The organism is Synechococcus sp. CCAP 1479/10, from assembly GCF_019038515.1.
Classification (GTDB): domain Bacteria; phylum Cyanobacteriota; class Cyanobacteriia; order PCC-6307; family Cyanobiaceae; genus Cyanobium.
Genome location: NZ_JAFKRJ010000047.1, coordinates 47,088 through 68,199 on the forward strand (window position 1 = coordinate 47,088; position 21,112 = coordinate 68,199).

At 68.3% G+C, this 21,112-nt stretch carries 29 protein-coding genes; 16 read left to right on the forward strand and 13 right to left on the reverse strand.

Annotation, left to right across the window (positions count from 1 at the left end):
• Positions 1-268: 268 nt before the first annotated feature.
• From KUG39_RS15425 to KUG39_RS15435, 3 genes are read right to left on the reverse strand one after another with little or no spacing between them, the layout of a single operon-like run.
• Positions 269-532 (reverse strand): hypothetical protein, encoded by a 264-nt coding sequence (locus KUG39_RS15425; RefSeq protein WP_216916314.1) that lies wholly within the window; start codon positions 530-532, stop codon positions 269-271.
• Positions 533-582: 50 nt separating this feature from the next.
• Positions 583-963, reverse strand: a complete 381-nt coding sequence (locus KUG39_RS15430) for an HIT family protein (protein WP_216916316.1) — start codon at positions 961-963, stop codon at positions 583-585.
• A 20-nt stretch (positions 964-983) separates the two neighbouring features.
• Complete coding sequence (locus KUG39_RS15435) at positions 984-1,103, reverse strand: HNH endonuclease (RefSeq protein WP_216916319.1); 120 nt, start codon at positions 1,101-1,103, stop codon at positions 984-986.
• Positions 1,104-1,618: 515 nt separating this feature from the next.
• Here KUG39_RS15435 and KUG39_RS15440 point away from each other — a divergent pair.
• Positions 1,619-1,954 carry a type II toxin-antitoxin system RelE/ParE family toxin gene (locus KUG39_RS15440; protein ID WP_216916321.1) on the forward strand — a complete coding sequence of 112 codons (336 nt, stop codon included), beginning with the start codon at positions 1,619-1,621 and terminating at the stop codon, positions 1,952-1,954.
• Entirely contained in the window at positions 1,947-2,282 is a 336-nt protein-coding gene (locus KUG39_RS15445; RefSeq protein ID WP_216916324.1) for a helix-turn-helix transcriptional regulator, read from the forward strand. Before KUG39_RS15440 ends, KUG39_RS15445 begins: the two co-directional genes overlap by 8 nt.
• On the opposite strand, the gene KUG39_RS15450 is transcribed toward KUG39_RS15445, so the two are convergent.
• Positions 2,268-2,453 (reverse strand): hypothetical protein, encoded by a 186-nt coding sequence (locus KUG39_RS15450; RefSeq protein ID WP_216916326.1) that lies wholly within the window; start codon positions 2,451-2,453, stop codon positions 2,268-2,270. The two genes, KUG39_RS15445 and KUG39_RS15450, sit on opposite strands and share 15 nt — an antisense overlap.
• A 99-nt stretch (positions 2,454-2,552) precedes the next feature.
• On the opposite strand from KUG39_RS15450, the gene KUG39_RS17390 reads away from it, so the two are divergent.
• Entirely contained in the window at positions 2,553-3,119 is a 567-nt protein-coding gene (locus tag KUG39_RS17390) for a DUF4926 domain-containing protein (RefSeq protein WP_286193247.1), read from the forward strand.
• Between the two features lie 145 nt (positions 3,120-3,264).
• On the opposite strand, the gene KUG39_RS15465 is transcribed toward KUG39_RS17390, so the two are convergent.
• Positions 3,265-3,576, reverse strand: a complete 312-nt coding sequence (locus tag KUG39_RS15465; protein WP_216916328.1) for a hypothetical protein — start codon at positions 3,574-3,576, stop codon at positions 3,265-3,267.
• Positions 3,577-3,773: 197 nt separating this feature from the next.
• Between KUG39_RS15465 and KUG39_RS15470 the strand changes: the two genes are divergently transcribed.
• The 7 genes from KUG39_RS15470 (at position 3,774) to dcd (ending at position 8,801) form a co-directional block, all read left to right on the forward strand.
• A complete protein-coding gene (locus tag KUG39_RS15470; RefSeq protein ID WP_216916331.1) occupies positions 3,774-4,007 on the forward strand; it encodes a DUF433 domain-containing protein in 234 nt (77 codons plus the stop codon).
• Positions 4,004-4,357 (forward strand): DUF5615 family PIN-like protein, encoded by a 354-nt coding sequence (locus KUG39_RS15475; protein WP_216916333.1) that lies wholly within the window; start codon positions 4,004-4,006, stop codon positions 4,355-4,357. The genes KUG39_RS15470 and KUG39_RS15475 overlap by 4 nt, the downstream gene beginning before the upstream one ends.
• Positions 4,358-4,681: 324 nt before the next feature.
• Positions 4,682-4,888 carry a 2-oxoisovalerate dehydrogenase gene (locus tag KUG39_RS15480; RefSeq protein ID WP_216916335.1) on the forward strand — a complete coding sequence of 69 codons (207 nt, stop codon included), beginning with the start codon at positions 4,682-4,684 and terminating at the stop codon, positions 4,886-4,888.
• The gene (locus KUG39_RS15485) at positions 4,885-5,130 is read left to right on the forward strand and encodes a type II toxin-antitoxin system HicA family toxin (protein WP_190611541.1); all 246 of its coding nucleotides are present in this window, start codon (positions 4,885-4,887) and stop codon (positions 5,128-5,130) included. The genes KUG39_RS15480 and KUG39_RS15485 overlap by 4 nt, the downstream gene beginning before the upstream one ends.
• Positions 5,131-5,394: 264 nt before the next feature.
• Positions 5,395-6,945 (forward strand): class I adenylate-forming enzyme family protein, encoded by a 1,551-nt coding sequence (locus KUG39_RS15490; RefSeq protein WP_216916337.1) that lies wholly within the window; start codon positions 5,395-5,397, stop codon positions 6,943-6,945.
• Positions 6,935-8,242 carry a hypothetical protein gene (locus tag KUG39_RS15495; protein WP_216916339.1) on the forward strand — a complete coding sequence of 436 codons (1,308 nt, stop codon included), beginning with the start codon at positions 6,935-6,937 and terminating at the stop codon, positions 8,240-8,242. The genes KUG39_RS15490 and KUG39_RS15495 overlap by 11 nt, the downstream gene beginning before the upstream one ends.
• A gap of 34 nt (positions 8,243-8,276) precedes the next feature.
• Complete coding sequence (dcd, locus tag KUG39_RS15500; protein WP_094584946.1) at positions 8,277-8,801, forward strand: dCTP deaminase; 525 nt, start codon at positions 8,277-8,279, stop codon at positions 8,799-8,801.
• 33 nt (positions 8,802-8,834) lie between these two features.
• Here the strand turns inward: dcd and ahr are convergent, their stop codons facing one another.
• The 3 genes from ahr to KUG39_RS15515 form a co-directional block, all read right to left on the reverse strand.
• Positions 8,835-9,854, reverse strand: coding sequence for an NADPH-dependent aldehyde reductase Ahr (gene ahr / locus KUG39_RS15505; protein ID WP_216916341.1), 1,020 nt, complete (start codon positions 9,852-9,854; stop codon positions 8,835-8,837).
• A gap of 98 nt (positions 9,855-9,952) precedes the next feature.
• The gene (locus KUG39_RS15510) at positions 9,953-10,228 is read right to left on the reverse strand and encodes a hypothetical protein (RefSeq protein ID WP_216916343.1); all 276 of its coding nucleotides are present in this window, start codon (positions 10,226-10,228) and stop codon (positions 9,953-9,955) included.
• Between the two features lie 26 nt (positions 10,229-10,254).
• Positions 10,255-10,860, reverse strand: a complete 606-nt coding sequence (locus KUG39_RS15515) for a rhodanese-like domain-containing protein (protein WP_216916433.1) — start codon at positions 10,858-10,860, stop codon at positions 10,255-10,257.
• A gap of 152 nt (positions 10,861-11,012) precedes the next feature.
• On the opposite strand from KUG39_RS15515, the gene KUG39_RS15520 reads away from it, so the two are divergent.
• Positions 11,013-12,494, forward strand: coding sequence for a polysaccharide deacetylase family protein (locus KUG39_RS15520; protein WP_216916345.1), 1,482 nt, complete (start codon positions 11,013-11,015; stop codon positions 12,492-12,494).
• Here the strand turns inward: KUG39_RS15520 and KUG39_RS15525 are convergent.
• A complete protein-coding gene (locus KUG39_RS15525; protein WP_216916347.1) occupies positions 12,471-13,196 on the reverse strand; it encodes a GAF domain-containing protein in 726 nt (241 codons plus the stop codon). The genes KUG39_RS15520 and KUG39_RS15525 overlap by 24 nt on opposite strands.
• Positions 13,197-13,456: 260 nt before the next feature.
• Here KUG39_RS15525 and KUG39_RS15530 point away from each other — a divergent pair, with 260 nt between their 5' ends.
• Positions 13,457-15,313, forward strand: coding sequence for an ATP-binding protein (locus tag KUG39_RS15530; RefSeq protein ID WP_216916350.1), 1,857 nt, complete (start codon positions 13,457-13,459; stop codon positions 15,311-15,313).
• Positions 15,314-15,367: 54 nt separating this feature from the next.
• On the opposite strand, the gene KUG39_RS15535 is transcribed toward KUG39_RS15530, so the two are convergent.
• The 4 genes from KUG39_RS15535 to KUG39_RS15550 form a co-directional block, all read right to left on the reverse strand.
• Positions 15,368-16,189 carry a sulfite exporter TauE/SafE family protein gene (locus KUG39_RS15535; RefSeq protein WP_216916352.1) on the reverse strand — a complete coding sequence of 274 codons (822 nt, stop codon included), beginning with the start codon at positions 16,187-16,189 and terminating at the stop codon, positions 15,368-15,370.
• Positions 16,186-16,599: a thioredoxin family protein gene (locus tag KUG39_RS15540; protein WP_353617229.1), complete on the reverse strand. Its 414-nt coding sequence runs from the start codon at positions 16,597-16,599 to the stop codon at positions 16,186-16,188. Before KUG39_RS15540 ends, KUG39_RS15535 begins: the two co-directional genes overlap by 4 nt.
• A gap of 139 nt (positions 16,600-16,738) precedes the next feature.
• Positions 16,739-16,888 carry a hypothetical protein gene (locus KUG39_RS15545; RefSeq protein ID WP_216916354.1) on the reverse strand — a complete coding sequence of 50 codons (150 nt, stop codon included), beginning with the start codon at positions 16,886-16,888 and terminating at the stop codon, positions 16,739-16,741.
• Between the two features lie 44 nt (positions 16,889-16,932).
• The gene (locus KUG39_RS15550; RefSeq protein WP_216916356.1) at positions 16,933-18,270 is read right to left on the reverse strand and encodes a cation:proton antiporter; all 1,338 of its coding nucleotides are present in this window, start codon (positions 18,268-18,270) and stop codon (positions 16,933-16,935) included.
• A gap of 123 nt (positions 18,271-18,393) precedes the next feature.
• Between KUG39_RS15550 and KUG39_RS15555 the strand changes: the two genes are divergently transcribed.
• The 4 genes from KUG39_RS15555 to KUG39_RS15570 all read left to right on the forward strand — a co-directional run bounded on the left by KUG39_RS15555 (position 18,394) and on the right by KUG39_RS15570 (position 20,974).
• Positions 18,394-18,600 carry a hypothetical protein gene (locus tag KUG39_RS15555; RefSeq protein ID WP_143594043.1) on the forward strand — a complete coding sequence of 69 codons (207 nt, stop codon included), beginning with the start codon at positions 18,394-18,396 and terminating at the stop codon, positions 18,598-18,600.
• 12 nt (positions 18,601-18,612) lie between these two features.
• Entirely contained in the window at positions 18,613-19,587 is a 975-nt protein-coding gene (locus KUG39_RS15560) for an HAD family hydrolase (RefSeq protein WP_216916358.1), read from the forward strand.
• Between the two features lie 65 nt (positions 19,588-19,652).
• Positions 19,653-20,120, forward strand: coding sequence for a hypothetical protein (locus tag KUG39_RS15565; protein WP_216916361.1), 468 nt, complete (start codon positions 19,653-19,655; stop codon positions 20,118-20,120).
• A gap of 11 nt (positions 20,121-20,131) precedes the next feature.
• Positions 20,132-20,974 (forward strand): hypothetical protein, encoded by an 843-nt coding sequence (locus KUG39_RS15570; protein ID WP_216916363.1) that lies wholly within the window; start codon positions 20,132-20,134, stop codon positions 20,972-20,974.
• The last annotated feature ends 138 nt before the right edge of the window (positions 20,975-21,112 follow it).

A 21,112-nucleotide genomic window follows, 5' to 3' on the forward strand; every position in this document is an offset into this window, starting at 1 on the left:
CTGAGTGCCCAACAGAAGAACGTCTCTTCGGACAACCAGGAGCAGGCCTCAATGCCGCATGCGTCAAAAGGTGAAGCTATTCCAGTGGACAAGCCCAGTATCTGCTCGCCATGCTTGCCCGCGATCCACGAAGGAACCTTTGTAGCCGACAATACATCTTTGGCGGTCGCGATGCCAATCTTCACCATGGTCAGCCTTTCTGTGACCCTCTTTCATCGGCATCCCCGAATGCTCAGGTCTGGAGGGGCTGCCAGTTCAGGCGTACCAGTCAGCCCTCCTGGCTCCAGTTCTCCCCAGCTGAGCCGAACACCGGCGGTTTGGCTGCCGTGATCGACGCCGTTTCCACCAGGCCGAGCTGGCTGATTCTGCCGTTCGCGTAGCTGAACATCGCATCCTCCCGCTTGCAGCGGCTGAGGATGTCGTAGGTCACGTTGAGGGCGCTGTTGGCATTGGCCTTTGGCCACCAGATGTAGCCGCCGTCGGTTTCCTGCCGGTAGGTCTGCTTTTGGTTCAGCCACCAGTAGGAGGGCACGGATCCGACCAGTACTTGCGTCTTTGTAGCCGAGGTGAGGCTGGCTGTCTTCAGTAGGCCCGTCTCGACGGGATTACCCCCCGCACCCCACCACGCGCCTCCTCGAAATCCCCCTCCCGCTTCGGGATCAGATGCCAGTGGGCATGAAACACCGTCTGACCCGTCGCCTCGCCTGAGTTCAGCCCCCCTCTTGCTTTGAGCAAACCAGCCCAGCCGCTGATCGACGCGTCCTGGGCACGCAGCTGATCCCGCCGCAGCTTCAGCAGCTCCACCACGGCGTTCCACTCCGGCTGGTGCAGCTCCAGCCCGTCGGCCCCATGACGACGCGGCATCACCAGGCTGTGCCCCTCGTTCTCCGGCAGCACCCGGCCGCTGCCCTCCAGCGCGCAGAACACACAGCCCGCTTCGCGGTGGCCGTAGCTGGCCTGCACACCGTGGAAGTCGGTGCGCCCTATTGCGTAGGCAAACAGCCGTTGCGCTTGCCGGCGTTGCAGCGGAAGCAGAGGGCCTGCAGGTTGCTGATGGCGTCGGAGCCGCCCTGGCTTTTGGGGATGATGTGGTCGCCCTCCAAGGCGCGCTGGTGCTAGTGCTGCGGTGGCGGCTGCGGTGGGCAAACACCTTCTCGCCGCGCTGCTCGCGGAAGGTATCGAGGCGCTGGCGGCAGAGCTCCCGCAGCGCGTCGCGCTCGCCATCGCTCAACGCGTCGCGGCCGATCAGCCTGTCGTGGCCATCGCCATAGGCGGTGATGCCGTTGAAGGTGCACCCGGCCCCACCATGCGCTTCCCAGGATCCGGCGGGTCACGTTGTGCGCCAGGGCCGGGTTGCGGCGGCCGAGCAGTTCCATCAGCATCAGTAGCTGATAGATGTGGCGCATGCGCTCGGCGATGAACTCGCGCAGGCGTTCGTAGGTGGCGGAGGGGGGCGGGGGCATGGGGGGATCCTGGCTGGGGTGAGACGGGGGGTGGCACTGGCAAAGGAGAAGCCTTGCTGCCGTGGCGCTCGCGCGCTCTCCTTCACCCCACAACGACCTGGCGCCCAGAGCCCATCAGCGGGTCCGCCCCGTGGGCACGTAGCACGCGCGCTAACATGGAGGGGTCGTTTCGGGTTGAGTACTACAACGCTCGTGTTCGCGAGGACATCGAGGACTGGCCCGTGGATCTGCTGGCGCGATGCGACGAGCTGCTCGACCTCCTCGAAGATCACGGTCCCCAGCTCGGGCCTCCTCACTCCAAGGCCATGGGCGGCGGCCTGTTCGAACTCAGGCCGATGAGCCGCTCCGGTACCGGGCGGGCTTTCTATTGCTTCTGCAGTGGGCGGGTGATCACCGTGCTCCATGCCTTCGTGAAGAAGACCCAGAAAACACCCAGGCGTGAGCTCCTCATCGCTCGCGAACGCCTCAGGAACGTCAAACGCCATGGCTGACATCCCCTATCAATCGGTCATCCGCAATCGCGGCGCCGAACGCGCCCGGCTCGATCAGGTGCCGGGCTACAGCGAAGCGCGGCAGGAGGCTGCCGTGGAATTCCGTCTGCTCCGGCAGCTCCTCGAGGCACGCCAGCGGGCCGGTCTCACCCAGGAGGAGGTCGCCGTGCGGATGGGCACCACGCGCAGCGCCATCAGTCGGCTCGAGGGATCCCGCAAGCACCTGCCCGCACTGTCCACTCTCCGTCGCTACGCCGATGTGCTTGGCTGCGATGTGGAGATCCAGTTGGTGCCTCGAACCTCTGATGACGCTTCACCGCCTTGGTGAGAGGCTGTGGAAGGCATCGAGGCGCTGGCGGCAGAGCTCCAGCAGCGCCTCGCGCTCGCCATCGCTCAACGCGTCGCGGCCGATCAGCCTGTCGTGGCCATCGCCATAGGCGGTGATGCCGTTGAAGGTGAACCCGGCCCACCATGCGCTTGCCAGGATCCGGCGAGCCACGTCCTGCGCGGGGGCGGAGGCATGGGGGCATCCTGGCTTGGGTGAGACGGGGGGTGGCACTGGTGGAGCAGAAGCCCCGGCGATCACCCTGGCCCACGAATGCTCCCCCATGCAGACCACGCGATCGTTGACGAAGCCAAGATCTGCGACGACCTGCTCTCAGACACGCATCCAGTTGGTCGCTTCAAGGCCAGGGTCTTTCGTTCACTCGGCTACACCGTTGAATCCTGGACACGGCTTCGTGATGATCTGCTCCGCCATGGGCAGACTGGGTCGGTTAAGCGGATCGAGATGAGCACCTATGGGATGAAAGTAGTCATCAGTGCTACGTTGAAAGGCCCCAACGAAGCATCCAGACCATTCCTAACGGTCTGGATGATCCCCGATCATTCCAGCCAGCCAAGGCTCGTCACCGCATTTCCGGAGTCAGTCATGTTCGTCTTGCACCAGACAGTTGCTCTTACCCACGACATACCTGATGCTGGTCTGCAGTTGGGCGATCTCGGTGCTGTCGTCGCTATTCACGATCCTGAAAATGTCGAGGTTGAGTTTGTCGCCGCATCGGGACGCACCCAATCGCTTTTGACGCTTTCAAGCAGCAGCCTCCGAGAGATTGGTGATCAGGATCTGATCGCCGTCCGTTCGCTGGCTACGGCCAAGCATTGAGTTTCGGACGTGCTCAGCGATCCCAACCATCCGCCCGGTGATGAGCTCCAGCGCGCAGAACACACAGCATGCTTCGCGGTGCCCGTTGCTGGCGTGTGCACCGCAGAAGCAGTGCGCCTGCAGGTTGGCGATGGCGTCGGAGTCGTCATGATTTCACCGAGCCGCTGATCGGGCTGCGGTGGCGGCTGCGGTGGGCAAACACCTCTTCGCCGCGCTGCTCGCGGAAGGCATCGAGGCGCTGGCGGCAGAGCTCCAGCAGCCCGTCGCGCTCGCCATCGCTCAGCTCGTCGCCGCCGATCAGGCTGTCGTGGCCATCGCCATAGGCGGTGATGCCGTTGAAGGGGAACCCTGCCCACCATGCGCTTCCCAGGATCCGGCGGACCACGACCTGCGTTGGGGCGGGGCTGCGGCGGGCGAGCAGCTCCATGAGCATCAGCGGTTGGTCGATGGGGCTCATGCGCATGCGCTTGGCGATGGTCTCGCGCAGGCGCTCGTAGGTGGCGGAGGGGGCGGGGGGCTTGGGGGAATCCTGGCGGGTGTGACGGGGGTGGCACTGGTGAGGGAGAGGCCCAAAAGATCCCCATGTCAGCGCCACAACCAGCTCACGGTCGTGATCTGCCGTCCCCCTTAGGCTGGGGAAGCCAGGAAACCGTCATGACAGACCAGCTTGGGCGCATCACCATCAACCCTGAGATCTGCCATGGAAAACCAACCATCCGCGGCTTGCGTTATCCCGTGGAGATGGTGCTCGAACTGTTGTCAGCTGGGATGAGTGCGGCTGACATTCTTGCCGATTATCCAGATCTCGAGGCTGAAGACATCACGGCAGTGCTTGAGTACGCAACCCAGCTTTCCCGAATTCAGCGGGTTGATCTCCTTTCTGCATGAGGATCCTGCTGGATGCCCAGCTGCCACGATCTCTCGTTCGGCCGCTGGAGCAATTGGGTTGCGACGTCCTGCACACCCTTGATCTACCTGATGGAAATCGCAGCGCCGACAGCATGATTTCCTCCATTGCCGACAGCGATGGGAGAGTTGTCTTCAGTAAGGATGCGGATTTCGTCCGTAGTCATCTCTTGCGCGGCACTCCCGCCAGGCTTCTGCTTGTGGCCACGGGCAACATTGGGAACCAGGAACTCACCGCCCTGCTGCTTCGTGTTCTGCCGGAGCTGAACCGGCTGTTTGAAACCCATGTCCTCATCGAGCTGAGTCGGAAGGCATTGGTTGTGAGGCATTGAGCGTCAGTCACCTCCGCGCCGAACAGGTATCTGACCACAGAGCTCCTGGGCCTCCTCTCGGCGATCGTGTGCCGCAGGCGCTCGGAGGTGTCGCAGGGCGGCGGGGGCATGGCTTGAAGCTGGCGGCTCCCGGGCGACCGGGCCAGGTCTGGTTTTGGGCGGCCCGTCAGGCCATCGCCCCTGCTGGGTCCCCTTCTGGTGTGGGCGTGATGCGGCTGCAGCCCACCCGGCTCAGGGGGTGTGGCTGTGCCGCCCCAGACCCTTTGCCCAGACAGGGGCAACATCCTGCCCACCACTGCAAGACTGGTGCCACTGGAGGGCGCCATGCAGGAAATCCTTTTCGTGGTCGAGGAGGCGGAGGATGGTTCCTTCCGGGCCAGCGCAGCTGCCGCGGCGATCCACACCGAGGCCGACACGCTTGAGAACCTCCACAGGGAGATTCGCGACGCCGTTGTCTGCCACTTCGATCCCGGCCAGGCGCCACCCCTGATCCGCCTCCATCACGTGAGGCAGGAACTGCTGGCCCTGTGAGGATTCCGCGGGACGTCAACGGCCAGCTTCTGGCCGAACGCCTGCGGCGCCATGGCTACGTGCTGACCCGTCAAACAGGTAGTCACATGCGGCTGAGCCGAAGCTCTGACGGCCAGCAGCAGCACCTCACCATTCCTGCCCACAAGCCCCTGAGGGTCGGCACCTTGCGGCAGATCCTCAAGGACGTGGCCAGCCAACTGGGCTGCTCGATTGAAGAGGTGATCGGCAGCCTTGAGTTTTAGGGCCGGGCTACGGCGCCTGAGCAGCTCGATGAGCATCAACGGTCGGTAGATGGGGCTCATGCACATCCGCTCGGCGATGAACTGCCGCAGGCGCTCGTAGGTGGCGGAGGGGGCGGGGGCATCCTCGCTGTGCTGTGACGGGGGCGGCACTGGTGGAGGAGAAGCCCCGGCGATCTCCTGGCCCACGAATGCTCCCCACCTCTCTCCCCGCAGCCGCGGCGCGTCCCTAAACCGCTGCCAGAGTGGGCGGGCTTACGGCATTCCATGCCCCACCACGGCCCGCCCCTGGCCCCACCGATCGACCTGGACCGCCTCCTGGAGGCCGGCCTGGGGCGCGACCCGGCGGCAGCGGCGCTGCAGGATCTGGACCACAGCATCGGCTGGGCCGAGCTCGATCGACAGGCGGAGCAGCTGGCCCGGGTCTACCAGCGGCTGGGGCTGCGGCGGGGCGACCGGGTCGCGTCCCTGATCCCCAACCGGGTGGAGCTGGTCGTCCACTACCTGGCCGGCCTGCGCAGCGGCCTGGTGCTCACCCCGCTCAACTACCGCTATGTGTCCCCGGAGATCGACCATGCGCTGACGGTGAGCGGCGCCGCGGCCCTGGTGTTCCACGGCGAGCGGCTGGCCGATGTGCAGGCCAGCGCCGTGGCGGGCGGGCTGCCCCTGGGCTGCCACCGCATCGACGATCCCACCGGTTTCGAGCCCCTGCTGGCCGCGGCACCCGCCGGCGATGAGGCCCCGCCCTGGCCTGACCTGGCGGCGGACGATCCCTGCTTCCTCTTTTTCACCTCCGGCAGCACCGGCCGGCCCAAGGGTGTGACCCACAGCCGCGCCAGCTTCGCCGCCGTGCTCACCTCCCTGATCCAGGCCGTCGAACTGCGGGCCGGCGAGGAGGTGCTGGCCGGCAGCTCCCTGGCCCACCTCGCCTCCTGCGGCCTTGTCCTGGCGGCCCTGGCCGCCGGCGCCTCCGCGGCGATCGCCAGCCGCATCGATGCGGCCACCGTGGAAACCCTGCTGCGGCGCCACCGGCCCTCGGTGCTGCTGATGCTGCCCGCCGCCCTGTTCGAGCTGCTGCGGGATGACCAGCTCCAGCCGCCCGATCTGGGCTCGGTGCGGCTCTGCATCAGCGGCGGCGACAAGGTGCCCCATCAGCTGCAGGAGGAGTTCCGCCGGGCCGCCGGCTTCGGGATCGACGAATGCTTCGGCATGAGTGAGATCGGCTACGCCACCCTGGCGCCCCCGTCGGGCCCGAACCGGATCGGCTCCGTCGGCCGGCTCTGCCCGGGGTTCAGCGCCAGCCTGCGCGACGAGGACGGCAACGAGGTGGCCCCGGGCGAGCAGGGACGCCTCTGGATCCAGGCCCCCTCCCGGATGCTGGGCTACTGGGACAACCCCGAAGCCACCGCCGACACCATCCGGCAGGGCTGGCTGGACACCGGCGATGAGATGCGCATCGACGCCGACGGCACCTTCTGGTTCTGCGGCCGTCGCAAGCAGATCATCGTCCACGACAGCTCCAACATCTGCCCCCAGGAGGTGGAGGAGGCGCTCTCTGAGCATCCGGCCGTGGATCTGGTGGGGGTGATCGGCATCCAGGACCCGGTGCACGGCGAGAACGTGCGGGCCTACGTCACCCTCCGCCCCGATCAGCCCGCCCCCAGCGAAGCCGCACTGATCGCCTTTGCCCGGGCCCGCGTCGGCTACAAGGCGCCGGAGGAGATCCGCGTGCTGCCTGAGCTGCCCCTCACCCCCGTGGGCAAGACCGACCGGCTGGCCCTGCGGCAGCTGGCGGCGGAGGGGCTGCATGCCGGTTGAGGCCTCCCTGCTCGACTGGATCGGCAACCGCGGGCGCCGCTGCAGCGTCGGCGAGGCGGCCGCCGGCACCGGCCTGTCCCTGCAGGAGGTGGAGCCGGGGCTGCTGGCCCTGGTGGCAGAAGTGTCCGGTCATCTGCAGGTGGCCGAGGACGGCACCCTGCTGTTCGTCTTCCCTCCCGCGCTGCGGATGCGGCTGCTGGCCCTCAGCGGCCGCAGGCGCCTGCAGGCCCGGCTGCAGGCGGCGCTGCGCCTGGCCGCCCGCCTGATCCGGCTCAGCTTCGGCCTGGTGCTGGTGCTGGTCACCACCCTGGTGGTGCTCATCCTGCTGGTGCTGCTGATCGTGCGGCTGTTCAACAGCGACGATGGCGACGATGCCGGCCTGGCGTTGCTGCAGGGGCTGGCCCAGGTGCCCCTCACCATCCTGGATCTGATCGTCTCAGGCCTCCGGGCCCCGGCCCGCGAGGGCTCCTCCTCCGTCACGCCGCAGCAGCTGTGGAGCCTGCTCTGGGACCTGCCCGGCGAGGGCGCCGATCCGGCCGCCCTGGGCTTCCTCAGCGCCGTGTTCTCGATCCTGTTCGGCGATGGCGATCCCAATGCCCGCCTCGAGCCGCAGCGCTGGCGCCGCATCGGCGCCTTCCTGCGCAAGCGCGGTGGCGTGGTGATCGCCGAGGACCTCGCCCCGCTGCTCGATCTGCCCGACTGCCCCTCCGATCCCGACCGCCGCCGTGACCTCGCCGATGCCGCCATGCTGCCGGTGCTGCTGCGCTTCGACGGCCGCCCCGAGGTGAGTGAGGACGGGGACCTGATCTATGGCTTCCCCTCCCTGCCCGCCCGCGCTTCCCGCGTTGATGGGCCGGTGCCGCCGCTGCGCGAACGGGCCTTTCGCTTCAGTCGGGCGGGACGCGGGCAACGGGTCGCCTATGGCCTCATCGTCGGGGCCCTGCTGGTGCTCTCGCCGTGGCTGCTGGCGATCACGCCCGCCTGGCTGCCCCCCGTGGCTTGGCTGGCCCGATTCGCCATCGGCTACGCCCTGTTGCTGCTGCTCCTGCCCCTGGCCCGCCTGCCGCTGCAGCACTGGCGCAACCGTGCCATCGCCGCCCGCAATCGGCGCCGCCAGGCCTGGGCCGAGGCGGCCCGCCACGCCGATCCCCAGCTGAAGCGCCGCCGTGCCGTCGCCCGCCGACTGGGCGCCACCGAGGCTGGCCGGCCGGCGCCGCGGGTCGTGTACGACAGCGGCCGCGATCTGCTGGAGCAGTCCATCGACGACCTGGACGCTGGGCCCCGGCCGATCGCCTGAGACAATCCACGCTCGCCTGTGCCCAGCCAAAGACATGTCCGTTCTCGGCAGAGAGGCGATCCTGCAGGCGATCGAAGCGGGCGCGATCGGGGTCACGCCCTTCGTTCCCGAGCGGCTGGGCCCCGCCTCGCTCGACCTCACCCTCGCCCCCACCTTTCGCGTGTTCCGCAAGGTGCACGAGGTGATCGAGGTGCGTGAGCACACCGACTACCGGACGCTCACCGAGAAGATCGTGGTGCCCCATGGCGAGCACATCCTGATCATGCCGGGCGAGACGGTGCTCGGCATCACCCAGGAGCGGCTGCGCCTGGGCCCCGGCCTCTGCGGCTGGCTCGAGGGCCGCAGCCGTTTCGCGCGGCTGGGCCTGATGGTGCACATCAGCGCCCCCTTCATGGGGCCGGGGATCGACAGCCAGCAGGTGCTGGAGATGAGCAACTTCGGTCCCGCTCCGCTCGCCGTGCATCCCGGCACCGCGATCTGCCAGTTCGTGTTCCAGAAGCTGCAGGGCATCGAGAGCTACGCCGGCCGCTTCGCGGGCCAGACGGAGGATTCCTTCTGAGCCTCCCCGGTTCGTGAGGCTGGCAGGCGGGCCTCACCCCAGGTCGTTGATCAGAACGATGCGGTAGCGGGCTTTGCCGGCGCGGAGGTGATCCAGGGCTTCATTCGCCTTGGACATGGGAAAGAACTCCGTGGTGGGTGCGATGCCGTGGCGACAGCTGAAATGCAGCATCTTGTCGGTGGTGGATGGGCTCCCCAGGGGTGAACCGGAGAGGCTTTTCTGCCCGAGAATCATCGGGAAAGCGGCCAGGGCGATCGGTTCAAGGACGGCCCCCACGGTGTGCAGCCGGCCCTTGGGTTTGAGGGCGGCGATGTAGGTGTTCCAGTCGAGGTTGGCGTTGGTGGTGTTGAGGATGAAGTCGAAGCTGCTCGCCGCCCCTGCCAGTTCTTCGGCGTTGCGGGTGTTCAAGGTGCGATGGGCGCCCAGCTGGAGCGCTTCCTCCCGTTTCGAGTCGCTGGTGGTGAAGGCGGTGACGTCGCATCCCCAGGCCCGCAGAAACTTCAGGGCCATGTGACCCAGACCGCCGATCCCGATCACCGCCACGCTGTCGGTGGGTTGGATGCCGAGCTCCACGATCGGGTTGAAGACGGTGATCCCACCACAGAGCAGGGGGCCGGCCTTCTCGGTGTCCAGCCCTTCCGGCAAGGGAGCCACCCAGGTCCACTGGGCCCGCACCCGCGTGGCGAAGCCACCGTGACGCCCGACGATGGTGGCCTCGGCTTTGAGGCAGAGGTTCTGGTTGCCGGAAAGGCATTGATCGCAGGCACCGCAACTGCCGGAAAACCAGCCCAGCCCAACCCGATCGCCGATGCTCAGGCGCTTGGTGTGCTCCCCGAGGGCGACCACCCGCCCGATCACTTCGTGGCCGGGAACAAACGGATAGGCGGTCATGCCCCATTCGTTGTCGAGCATGGAGAGATCGCTATGGCAGATGCCGCAGCTCTCGACGGCGATTTCCACCTCCTCGCTGCCCAGCGGGCCTGGGGTGTAGGCAAAGGGTTGGAGCGGTTGCCCGGCACCGGGGGCAGCAAGGGCCTGGATCGCTGCGGTCATGGGATCGGCGGGCATGGAAACCTGGGAAGCGAGCCTAGGCAGAGCGGTCCATCCCTGTCCGCCTCACCCTTGACGTGACCCCCATCCAGCCCGTCGCCTCAGAAAATCCCCAGCGTCTTCTTCTTGCAGTAGCCCGCCCCGATGTTCATCCAGCCCGAGAGACAGGGCTTGCCGTTGGTGGGCCGCACCTCGTAGTAGATCGGTGAATTGCAGTGCTGCTTGAGGTCGTTCACATATCCCAGCGGGCATTCGTTGTAGCCCGGCAGCTTGGGAATCCGCTTCTGGGCCAGTGCCGGGCCCGGAGTGAGCAGAGGAGCGCTCAGCAGGGGCATGGCCAGCAGACCGGCCGCCAGGGCGAGGGGTGGTTTCGGCATCGTTCGGCTCCTCACATCTTCAGACCCTAGGAACCGCTGGCCGGCGGCGCCTTCGTGACGACGGGCTCATAGCCAAGGGGGAGAAGGTTCCAGTCGCGGTTGAAGACGTGCACCCGCCGGGTGGCCTTGCCTCCGGCTTCGAACGGCAGGCCGGCATGGGCCCAGGCCAGGGCGCTGCCGGCCAGATTGCGCACCGCGAAGCCCCGGCCCCTGAGCTCCCGGGTGTAGAGGCCGCTGCGCAGGCCGATCGTGCAGTAGGGAACCACCAGCCAGGAGCGGTAGCGGGCGCTGTCGCGCTCGAAGTCCTCCTTGGTGATCGCGCCCGGCAGCATCGAGACGCGCCGTTCGTGGGGCTCGCGCACATCGACCAGCACCGCCGGCCGGTCCTTGGGCCGCGCCAGCCACTCGGCCACGGAGATCTCCGGCTGGCCGGGAAACAGCAGCCGCTTCATGCCCCCGTAGCGGCGCCCCACCTCGGCCGCCAGCACGCTGTCGGCGGTGCCGGGGGCCGGCCCACCGCGGCCCACGCCGAGCCCGTGCAGCGCCAGCCCGATGGCGACGGCGGCCGTGGCGGCGACGCTGGTGGCGGCGACGACCACGCGCCCCCGCCGGCGCCGGCCCGGGGCCGTCATCGCAAGGGGATCTCCTGGCACCGGCCGTTCCATGGCCCCAGCCTGGCGCGGGGGCGGCCATGGCGGCAGCGTCTCCATGTCGTGTCGTTTCGCCCCTGGCCCCCAGACTGACTGTCACGACCTGCCCAGCGCGCGGGCACCCCAGCAACGCCATGCCCACCCCCTCCCTGCCGCCGATCGCCGGCCGCGAAGCCGAGATCCTGGCCCTGGTGCAGCAGAGCGGGCCCGTGGCGCTGCCCCGCACCAACCTGCAGCTCGAGGCGATCACCTCGGCCTTCGCCTGTGCGCTGCACATGCACCAGCCCACGATCCCCGCCGGGGCGGACGGGGCGCTGATCTCGCACCTGCAGTACATGCTCGAGCACCCGGGCGAGGGCGACAACCACAACGCCGAACCCTTCGCCCACTGCTACCGGCGCCTGGCCGAGCTGATCCCCCAGCTGATCGCCGAGGGCGCGAACCCGCGGATCATGCTCGATTACTCCGGCAATCTGCTCTGGGGTTTCCAGCAGATGGGCCGCGACGACATTCTCGAAGCGCTCAGGTTCCTGGCCTGTGATCCCGCCGTCGTGCCCCATGTGGAGTGGCTCGGCACCTTCTGGAGCCATGCCGTCGCCCCCTCCACGCCGATCCCCGATCTGAAGCTGCAGATCCTGGCCTGGCAGCACCACTTCGCGGCCCTCTTCGGCAGCGAGGCCCTGCAGCGGGTGAAGGGCTTCTCGCCCCCGGAGATGCACCTGCCCAACCACCCCGACACGCTGTATGCCTTTGTGAGCGCCCTGCGGGACTGCGGCTACCGCTGGCTGCTGGTGCAGGAGCACAGCGTCGAGAATCCCGATGGCAGCGGCCTCAGCCGGAAGCAGACGCTCGTGCCGAATCGGCTGGTGGCCCGCAGCTCCAGCGGCGAGGAGGTGTCGATCACGGCGCTGATCAAGACCCAGGGCTCCGACACCAAGCTGGTGGGCCAGATGCAGCCCTGCTACGAGGCCCTGGGGCTGGGGCGGGTCCCCCTGGGCGACACGTCGGTGCCGGCGTTGGTGGCCCAGATCGCCGATGGCGAGAACGGCGGCGTGATGATGAACGAGTTCCCCCCCGCCTTCCTCCAGGCCCACCGGCGCCTCGCGGCCCAGGACGGCGGCGACGCCGGCACGGTGGCGATCAACGGCAGCGAATACCTCGAACTGCTCGAGGCCGCCGGGGTGGGCGAGGCGGCCTTCCCGGTGATCCAGGCGGTGGGGCAGCAGCGGCTGTGGCAGCGCGTCGGCGCCGCCCCCACCCCCCAGGCCGTGGAGACGGCCATCGCCGAACTGGCCGCCAGCGACTCCTCCTTCTCGATGGCCGGCGCCTCCTGGACCAACGACCTCAGCTGGGTGGAGGGCTACGCCAACGTGCTGGAGCCCATGAACCAGCTCAGCGCCCGCTTCCACCAGGTGTTCGATCCCCTGGTGGCCGAGGATCCCGCCGTGACCCGGAGCGCGCCCTACCAGGAGGCCCTGCTCCACCTGCTCCTGCTGGAAACCAGCTGCTTCCGCTACTGGGGCCAGGGCACCTGGACCGAGTACGCCCGCGAGATCCACCGGCGCGGGGACGCGGCGATCGCCAGGGGCGCCTCAGCCCTGGCCGCCGTCGGCTGAAGCCCCTTCCGGGAGCGGAGCCACCTCGGGGAAGTACCTGGCCATGCAGGCATTGCAGACGCCGTGGGAGAACTCGACGTTGTCGTGGCTCTTGATGAAGGACTCCACGGTCTGCCAGTAGCCCTGGTCGTTGCGGATGCCCTTGCAGTAGGAGCAGATCGGGATCAGGGTTTCCATCACCTCGATGCGCTCCAGGGCGGCGGCCAGCTGGTCGGAGATCCGCTTCAGCTCCAGCTGCAGCACCACCTGGTGGGCCAGGGTCTCGAGGGCGCGGATCTGCAGGTCGCTGAGCTCACGGGGCCGTTGATCGATGACGCAGAGCGTGCCGATCTTGGCCCCGCCCGGTGTGCACAGGGGCACCCCCAGGTAGAAGACGATGTTGGGTTCGCTGCACACCAGCGGATTTTCCCGGAAGCGTTCGTCCTGGCGGGCATCCTTCACCACGAGGGTCTGGTCGCCGAGAATCGCGTGGGCGCAGAAGGACACATCCCGGCTGGTTTCGTTCACCGCCAGGCCCACCTTGGATTTGAACCACTGACGATCGGCATCCACCAGGCTGATCAGGGCGATCGGCACATCACACAACTGGGCAGCCAGGAAGGTGATGTCGTCGTACGACTGCTCGCTCGCCGTATCGAGGATGCGGTAATCGTTCAAGGCCTCCAGTCGGGCCGCCTCGCGGGGAGCCACGTTCGCGCGCATGGGGAGCCCCTTCCTCTGAGTAAACGTAGGCAAGGCCTTTCGGGGGCCCCACCGCGGTTCACATCTCCTCACCCCCTTCGGCCCTGGGCGCCGGGCTGCAGGCGAACGGGGGTGCCGACCGGGTAGACCAGGATTGTGCCGTGCGCTGAGGACTCCTGGCTGGTCCGTTCTCCCGTCTGTTCGGCCGCTTCACGTGGTCTGAACGCCTCAGCGGCGATCCCGCCCCCGGATGGAGCCGCCAGCGGATTCGCGGCGAGAGCGTGCTGCTGGCCGCCATGATCTTCGCCGTCGCGGGGGTGGCCCTCAGCGCCAACTACGTGAGCGCCACCCGACTGCTGCGCAACCAGCTGCGCGACAACCTGCACAGCCTGGTGAGCATCGCCGCCAGCGAGATGGATCCCACCCTCGTCGCCGCCATCACCCGGCCGGAGCAGACGGGAGATCCGGACTATCGCCGCGCCACCGCACCCCTGCTGCGGCTCCGCAGGCTCGTGCCTGACATCTATTACGCCTACGTCTTCATCGCCACGCCGGATGGGCTCCGCTACACGCTCGACAGCACCTACTACGTCCAGAACCCCGGGGCTCCCGCCAGTGCCGTCAGCGTCGGTGACCTCTACGTCGATCCCTCCGACGATGCGCTGCGCGCCGCCCGGAGCGGGGTGGTCACCGTCAGCACCAGGCCCTACACCGATGACTTCGGGTCCTTCATGAGCGGCTTCGCCCCCATCCGCGACAGCGACGGGGCGCTGGTGGGTTTCGTCGGGATCGACATCTCGCTGGCCCAGCTGCAACGCAAGGAGTTGCCCCTGCAGCTCACCTACCTGCTGGGTCTGGTCGGCAGTGCCGGCTTCTCGGTGCTGGCGGCCAACTTCCATCGCCGCTCCCTCAAGGCCCGTGCCCGCGCCTTCCAGGCCATGGCCTCCGCCGAACGGGCCAAGAGCACCTTTCTCGCCACCCTCAGCCACGAGATCCGCACCCCCCTCAACGGCGTCATCGGCATGACCGGTCTGGTGCTGGCCACGGAGCTCTCGCCGCAGCAGCGGGAGTGTCTCGACATCGTCCACAGCTCGGGGGAATCCCTGCTCACCCTGCTCAACGGCATCCTCGATTTCACCAAGATCGAGTCCGGCCATCTGGAGCTGGAGCTCGCCCCCTGCCGGCTGCGCCCCCTGCTGGAGGACACCATCGCCGCCTGCTCCAGCCTCGCCCGGGTCAAGGCGATCGACCTGGACCTGGTGATGCCCCCGGAGCTGCCCGAGGCCATCGTCACCGACGCCATCCGCCTGCGCCAGATCCTGCTCAACCTGATCGGCAACGCCATCAAGTTCACCGACGCCGGCCGCGTTGTGGTCTCAGTGGTGGCCGGGGTTCCGGCGGTGAAGGCGGTGGTTCCGGCGGCGAAGGCGGGGACGATCCCCCTCGAATTCGCCGTCGCCGACACCGGAATCGGCATCCCCGCCGACCAGCTGGATCGCCTGTTCCAGCCCTTCTCCCAGCTGGGCGCCACCGCCCATGCCCCCCAGGCCGGCACCGGTCTGGGGCTGGCCATCTGCCGGCAGCTCGTCGATGCCCTCGGCGGCACGATCGAAGTGGAGAGCATCCCCGGCCAGGGAAGCGTGTTCCGATTCCGCCTGCCCGTGCAGGTGGTGGATGCCGCTGCCGCCCCCGCTCCCGCCGCTGCCTCTGTCGCTGACCCGCCGCCGCTGCCGCCCGCCGACCCGTTCGCGGCGCGCCATCCCCTGCGCATCCTGCTGGTGGACGACAGCGCCGTGAACCGCCGGCTCTGCGAACTGATGCTGCGGCGTCTTGGCTACGAGCCCGATTCCGCCGTCGACGGCCAGGAGGCGCTGGAGCGCCAGCGGCTCCTCGATCCCGACCTGATCCTGATGGATGTGCAGATGCCCCGGCTCGATGGCCTCGAGGCCACCCGCCGCATCAGGGCCGCCACCGGCCAGGCGGATCGGCCCTGGATCGTGGCGCTCACCGCCTTCACCTCCGCCGAGGAGCGGGAGGCGGCGCTGCAGGCGGGCATGAACGCTGTGCTCGCCAAGCCGCTCAAGGCCGAGGCCCTCCTGGCCAGCCTGGTTGCCGCCCATGCCCATGGCCCAACGTGATCCCCAGGCCCACCCACTGAGGATCAGGGCAAGCACAGGCCTCGCTGTTGCCGCTCAGGTCCGCCAGGTCGTGATCAGCCCCTGGACGATGGTGTAGATTCCCGCCGCCAGCAGCACCAGGCTGCTCACCCGGGTGAGGGTGTCGGCGTGGTCGAGCAGTCGCCGGGAGGCGCTCATCAGGCCGACCCAGAGGCTGGAGGCGGCAATCACAGCGGTGTACCCCAGGGCATAGCTCACCATCGTCAGCACGGAAAGCGCGGTGGAACCCGTGACGGCGGCTGCGGCAAGCACCGAGAACAGCACCGGACTGGCACAGGGGGAGCTCACCAGGGCAAAGCCCATCCCCACCAGGAATGGACCACCGGAAGCAGGCAGCTCGGGCAGGCGGGGCAGGGTCAGCGGCAGCCAGCCGCCCAGGTTCAGGCCCATCACCAGGATGATCAGCCCCACCACCAGATGGACCGGACCGCGATGGTCCACCACAATCGCTGAGGCGAACGAGGCGATCAGCCCGAAGAGGCTCAGCACCAGGACGGTGCCGGCCACGAACCCCCCCACCCTGCGGATGGCCTGGGGTCGGCTGATGGGCCCGAGGGTGCCGATGTAACTCAGGTTCAGCGGCAGCATGGCCAGCACGCAGGGCGAGACGCTCGCCAACACCCCGCCACTGAACGCGAACAGGGGAAGCAGAAGTCCCGGCCCGCCGGGCAGGGCCTCCAGCCGATCGGCGTAGGCCTGCGACGCTGACTGGATCGCCAGATCCAGCTGCATGCCGATCACGGGCAGCCAATGGGCCGCCAGGACCCCCAGCAGGGCCAGCCCACCCAGGAGCACAAGAAAGGCCAGGCCTTTCCTGCGGACGGCAGAGCTGTTCATGGCTTGATCATCGACTGGGCTTTCTTGATCGCCGCGATGTAGGCGCGCTCATCCGTGCTGGCGCGGAATGTCTGCACCGTGGCGCCGGTGGCTGGGTTGATCACGGCCACCAGGGAGGTCTGGCTGCGGTTGGCCTCCAGGAACGGGCCAAGTCCGAGGGCACGGGCGGTCTCGCGCGATTTCTTCAGCTGGCTGGCATTGGAGACATCGAATTTCAGGAACGTGGCCTTGCCGGCCTTCTGTTGTCGAAGGGAGCTCAGGGTTGGGTCGATCGTCTGGCACTTGGAGCACCAGCTGGCATAGATGTCGACCACCACGGGTTTGCCCTGCAGGGAGGGGGCGAGGGCGCCAGCCCGTGCCTGGGCGACCCGTTCGGTGACAACCGTGGCGGATGGCCAGGTGCCGGTCACAGAGGAACCAGGCAGGGCAAAGGGATGGCTTCCCCCGAGCGTGAGAGCCAGAGCGGTGAGGGGAGCAGTGATCGGATGTGGCATGGGGGCCCCGAGGGTGACAGCCTTCAGTACCGCCGCAGGCGCCAACCGGATGTCCTCAGGGCAGGGTGAAGCCGGAGGTGTTCAGGTGCTTGAGATCCAGCATCACCACCGCGACCCAGACCAGCACGGCCAGGCCGACGAGGGAGCCGATCACCATCAGCAGGCCGATGATCACCGACTTGGGGGTATCGCTGGCGTTCGGCACGGGCAGGGGGCGAGCTCTCGCCACTGTCCCACGGCCCGGCGGCCTCAGACGGTCGCCTCGGCCCCTTCAGCGCCATCGGCCAGCACCAGTCGCAGCAGCACCGGCGCCAGGAAGGTGGTGCCCATCACCATCAGCAGGATCGCCGCCTCCAGCGACGGCCCCAGCACCCCGGTCTGGGTGCCCAGCCCCAGGAAGATCAGGCCCACCTCGCCCCGGGGCATCATCCCCAGCCCCACCGCCAGCCGGTTGGTGGGCCCGCTGCTGAGGTAGCTCCAGCCGGCCGCCACCTTGCTGACCACGGCGGCCGCCAGCAGGAAGCCGGCCATCACCAGACCCTCGTGGTTGGCCGCATCGAAGGGGTTGAGCACCGACAGGTCCATGCCGCTGCCGATCAGCACGAAGAACACGGTGGCGAACAGGGCCACCAGCGGCTTCACCGCCTCCTCGATCGCGTGCCGGTGGCGCGAGCCGCTGAGGATCAAGCCACCGGCGAAGGCCCCTAGGGCCGCCTCCAGCCCGAAGGCCTGGGCCGCGAAGCAGGCCAGCGACATCACCAGGAAGGCCGCCACCACCACCTCGCCCGGGGCCTTGAGGCGATCGAGCAGCCAGTCGAAGGGGGGCGCGGCGGTGCGGCTGAGGAACAGGGCCACCACCACGAACACCGCGGCCGCGGCGATCAGCTTCAGGATCGGGCCCAGGCTGAAGCCTTCGCCGCCGGCCAGGGCCACCACCACGGCCAGGATCACGATGCCGAGGATGTCGTCGAGCACGGCGGCGCCGATCACCGTCTGCCCCTCCCGGGTGCGCAGGAACTTCAGCTCCCCCAGCACGCTGGCGGTGATGCCGATGCTGGTGGCGGTCATGGCGGCACCGGCGAAGATCGCCGGCAGCAGGGGCACGCCGAACAGGAACTGCAGGCCGAAGGTGCCCAGGGCAAAGGGCAGCACCACCCCGGTGAGCGCCACCGTGATCGCCTGGCCCCCCACCGCCATCAGCTCGTCGAGTTCGCTCTCCAGGCCGGTGAGGAACAGCAGGGCCAGCAGGCCGATCTTCGCCACCGCCTGCAGGTTGGTGAAACCGTGGTCGTAGATCGCCTGCACCTGGTCGGGGCCCACGTGGGCGAGGGCGGCGATGGTGCCCTCGGCGAGGGCGTTGAGCTGGCCGCCCAGCTCCGGCGCCAGGATCAGGTGCAGCCCCGAAACGCCGATCAGCACCCCCGCCACCAGCTCGCCGAGGATGGCCGGCAGGCGGAACCGCACCATCAGCTCCGCCAGGGCCCGGGCGGCGAACAGGATGACGATGAAGCGGCCCACCTCGATCAGGGTCTCGGCCGCCTCGATCTGGTGGCCTCCGGTCGCGAGCAGCAGGGTGGGTGCGTCCATGGCGGGCCGGCAAGGGCGTTGCCGAAATCCTTTCATCCCTGCGCAGGCCGTGGGCCGGGGATCAGCGGACCGGGATCACGGGCCTGGATACTGAAGGGCCAGCCGTCTCCGCCGCCCGCCTCGATGGCCAGGTTCAACCGCTCGCGGCGCCAGCGCCCCGTCAGGGGACGGCTCCGGCCCGGCGCGGTTCCACCGGAGGGCAGACCGCCGGTCTCCCTGGGGGTGGTGGTCGCCATCGGCCTGCTGCTGGCTGGCGTGCCGCTGCTGCTCTTCAACCAGCAGCACTCCGGCGATCAGCTGAAGATCCGCCGCGAACTTCGCAAGTTCTGAGCCCAACGCCCCGTGACCCTCTCCCGCAGCCGCCGCTGGTTCCTGCTCCTGCTGGGGGGCCTGCTCGCCACCACCCTGCTGGCCGCCATGGCGGGCTGGGCGGGCACCACCGCCCGCCCGGCCGATCCCCTGCCCTCCTGGAATCCGGGAGCGGCCCGCGACGGCATCGTCCGCTTCGTCCGCCAGACCACGGACCCCGCCAGCCCTCGCTTCGTGCCGCCCGCCGAGCGCATCGCCACCTTCGACCAGGACGGCACCCTCTGGGTGGAGCAGCCGGTCTACCCGCAGGTGCGCTTCATCCTGGAGAAGGTGCCCGGGGCGGTGACCACCCGCCAGGAGCTGGAGCGGCTTGCCGCCACGGCCCTCAGCGGCATGCCCCTGGACACCTTCAAGGCCGATGTGCGCCAGTGGCTGGCCACGGCCCGCCACCCCCGCTGGCAGCGCCCCTACACCGCGCTCACCTACCAGCCGATGCAGGAGCTGCTCCGCTACCTGCGCGCCAATGGCTACAAGACCTACATCGTCACCGGCGGCGGCCAGGACTTCGTGCGCGTCTATGCGGAGGAGGTGTATGGCATCCCGCCGGAGCAGGTGATCGGCAGTGCCGGCGCCACCCGCTACGGCTACGACAGCTCGGGCCGGCCCTTCCTGACCAAGGAGCCCCGGCTGCTGCTCAATGACAACGACGCCGGCAAGCCGGAAGGCATCCAGCTGATGATCGGCCGGCGGCCCATCGCCGCCTTCGGCAACTCCACCGGCGACCGGCAGATGCTGGAGTACACCAAGGCCGGCGACGGCGCGCGCCTGGCGATGCTGGTGCTGCACGATGACGCCCGCCGTGAGTATGCCTACGGTCCGGCCCTGGGGCTGCCGGACACCAAGGTGGGGCCGTTCACCCAGGGCCTCCATGACGAGGCGGGACGGCAGGGGTGGATCGTGATCAGCATGAAGAACGACTGGAAGCGGATCTTTCCCTTCGAGCGTTGACGGGCGAACCTTGATGGCCGAGATCCCCACTGCGCTCTAGGGTCGAAGTCAGTCGATCCGCCGCCATGAAAGTCCTGGCCGTTTCCCTGCTCAGCGCCTCGCTCGCCCTCGGTGCCGGCTCCGCCGCCCAGGCCCAGCAGCGCTGCACTTTCCTGCAGCCGATCGGTGGCGATGGCACCTCCCCGATCGTTTCCAAGCGGGTCGGGGCTGCCAAGCTGCTCGGCAAGGAGAACTGGAACACCGACTTCATCGTCAACCAGCCCTACAGCAGCTTCAAGTTCTTCTTCACGGCCAACTCCTCCGACGCCAACGCCAAGTACCCGGTGAGTGGCTTCATGAAGTTCAGCGATGGCAGCAATCTGCAGGTGATCAACGAGGTCATGAACCCGCCGATCGGCACCGGGCGGATGTTCGGTCCCTTCCCTGCCATTCCGGGCAAGCAGGCCAGCCAGATGAACTTCAAGGTGGGAGCCAGCAGCGACCCCGGCGCCCTGGGCTTCAGCTACCGAATCTCGGTCCAGGGCTGCCAGTAGGCCCCACTCCGATGCTGCTGCCCCTGCTGCTGGCCCTCTCCCCGGCACCCGGTCCGGTGATCACCAACGGACCCGTGGTGGCCGTGCTGGAGAACCGCCGCCAGCCCAAACCCGATGGCATGGATGAGGTCCAGCCTGTGGCCACCGTCCGGGTGGACGGGAAGGTGGTCGGCCAGCTGATGGGGGCGCTGCGGATCGGCCCCGGCAGCATCGATTCGGTGCTGCAGGTGGTGGAGATGGATCCGTCCAACCCCTACCCGGAGGTGCTGCTCTCCTCGTTCACTGGCGGTGCCCACTGCTGCAACGACACCCGCGTGCTCACCAGCAGCCCCGATGGCCGCCGCTGGTTCGAAGTGCGTCGCGATCCGGTGAACGGTGGGCCCAGCGGCGCCAGCGACCCGCTCGGCAACGGCCGCTATCTGCTGGTGGACGTGGACAACCGCTTCCTCTATCAGTTCGCCAGCTACGCCGGCAGCAGCGCCCCCAGCCAGATCTGGCAGCTGAATGGCCCTCGCTTCGTCGACATCAGCCACAAGCCGGCGGTGTTGCCCCTGCACCGGCGCCGGTTGCAGGAGATGGAGAGCTGGTTCCAGCAGCCGGCCGATCAACGCACCGAGGCCAATGGTTTCCTGGCCGCCTGGGTGGCCACCAAGGCGCTGGTGGGGGAATTCGACAGCGGCTGGAAACGGATGCTGGGCCTCTACGACCGGAGCTCCGACTGGGGGCTGACCTCCTGCGAGGCCGGCTACAACGACAAGGGTGAGTGCCGGCAACCGGAACGGCGCTATGCCAGTTACCCCGAGGCGCTCCGGGCCTTCCTGCGCCGCACCGGTTACCTGCCGGCGGCGCCCTGACTCAGCCCAGGAAGGTCATGGTCAGGCTCACCAGGGCCAGGCCGGTGAGGCCGGTGGCGGTCAGCAGTCCGATGGATCGGTGCACGGGCGTCTCCCTCATGGGCAGAAATCTAGAGCAATCCTTAAGACGCGCAATCG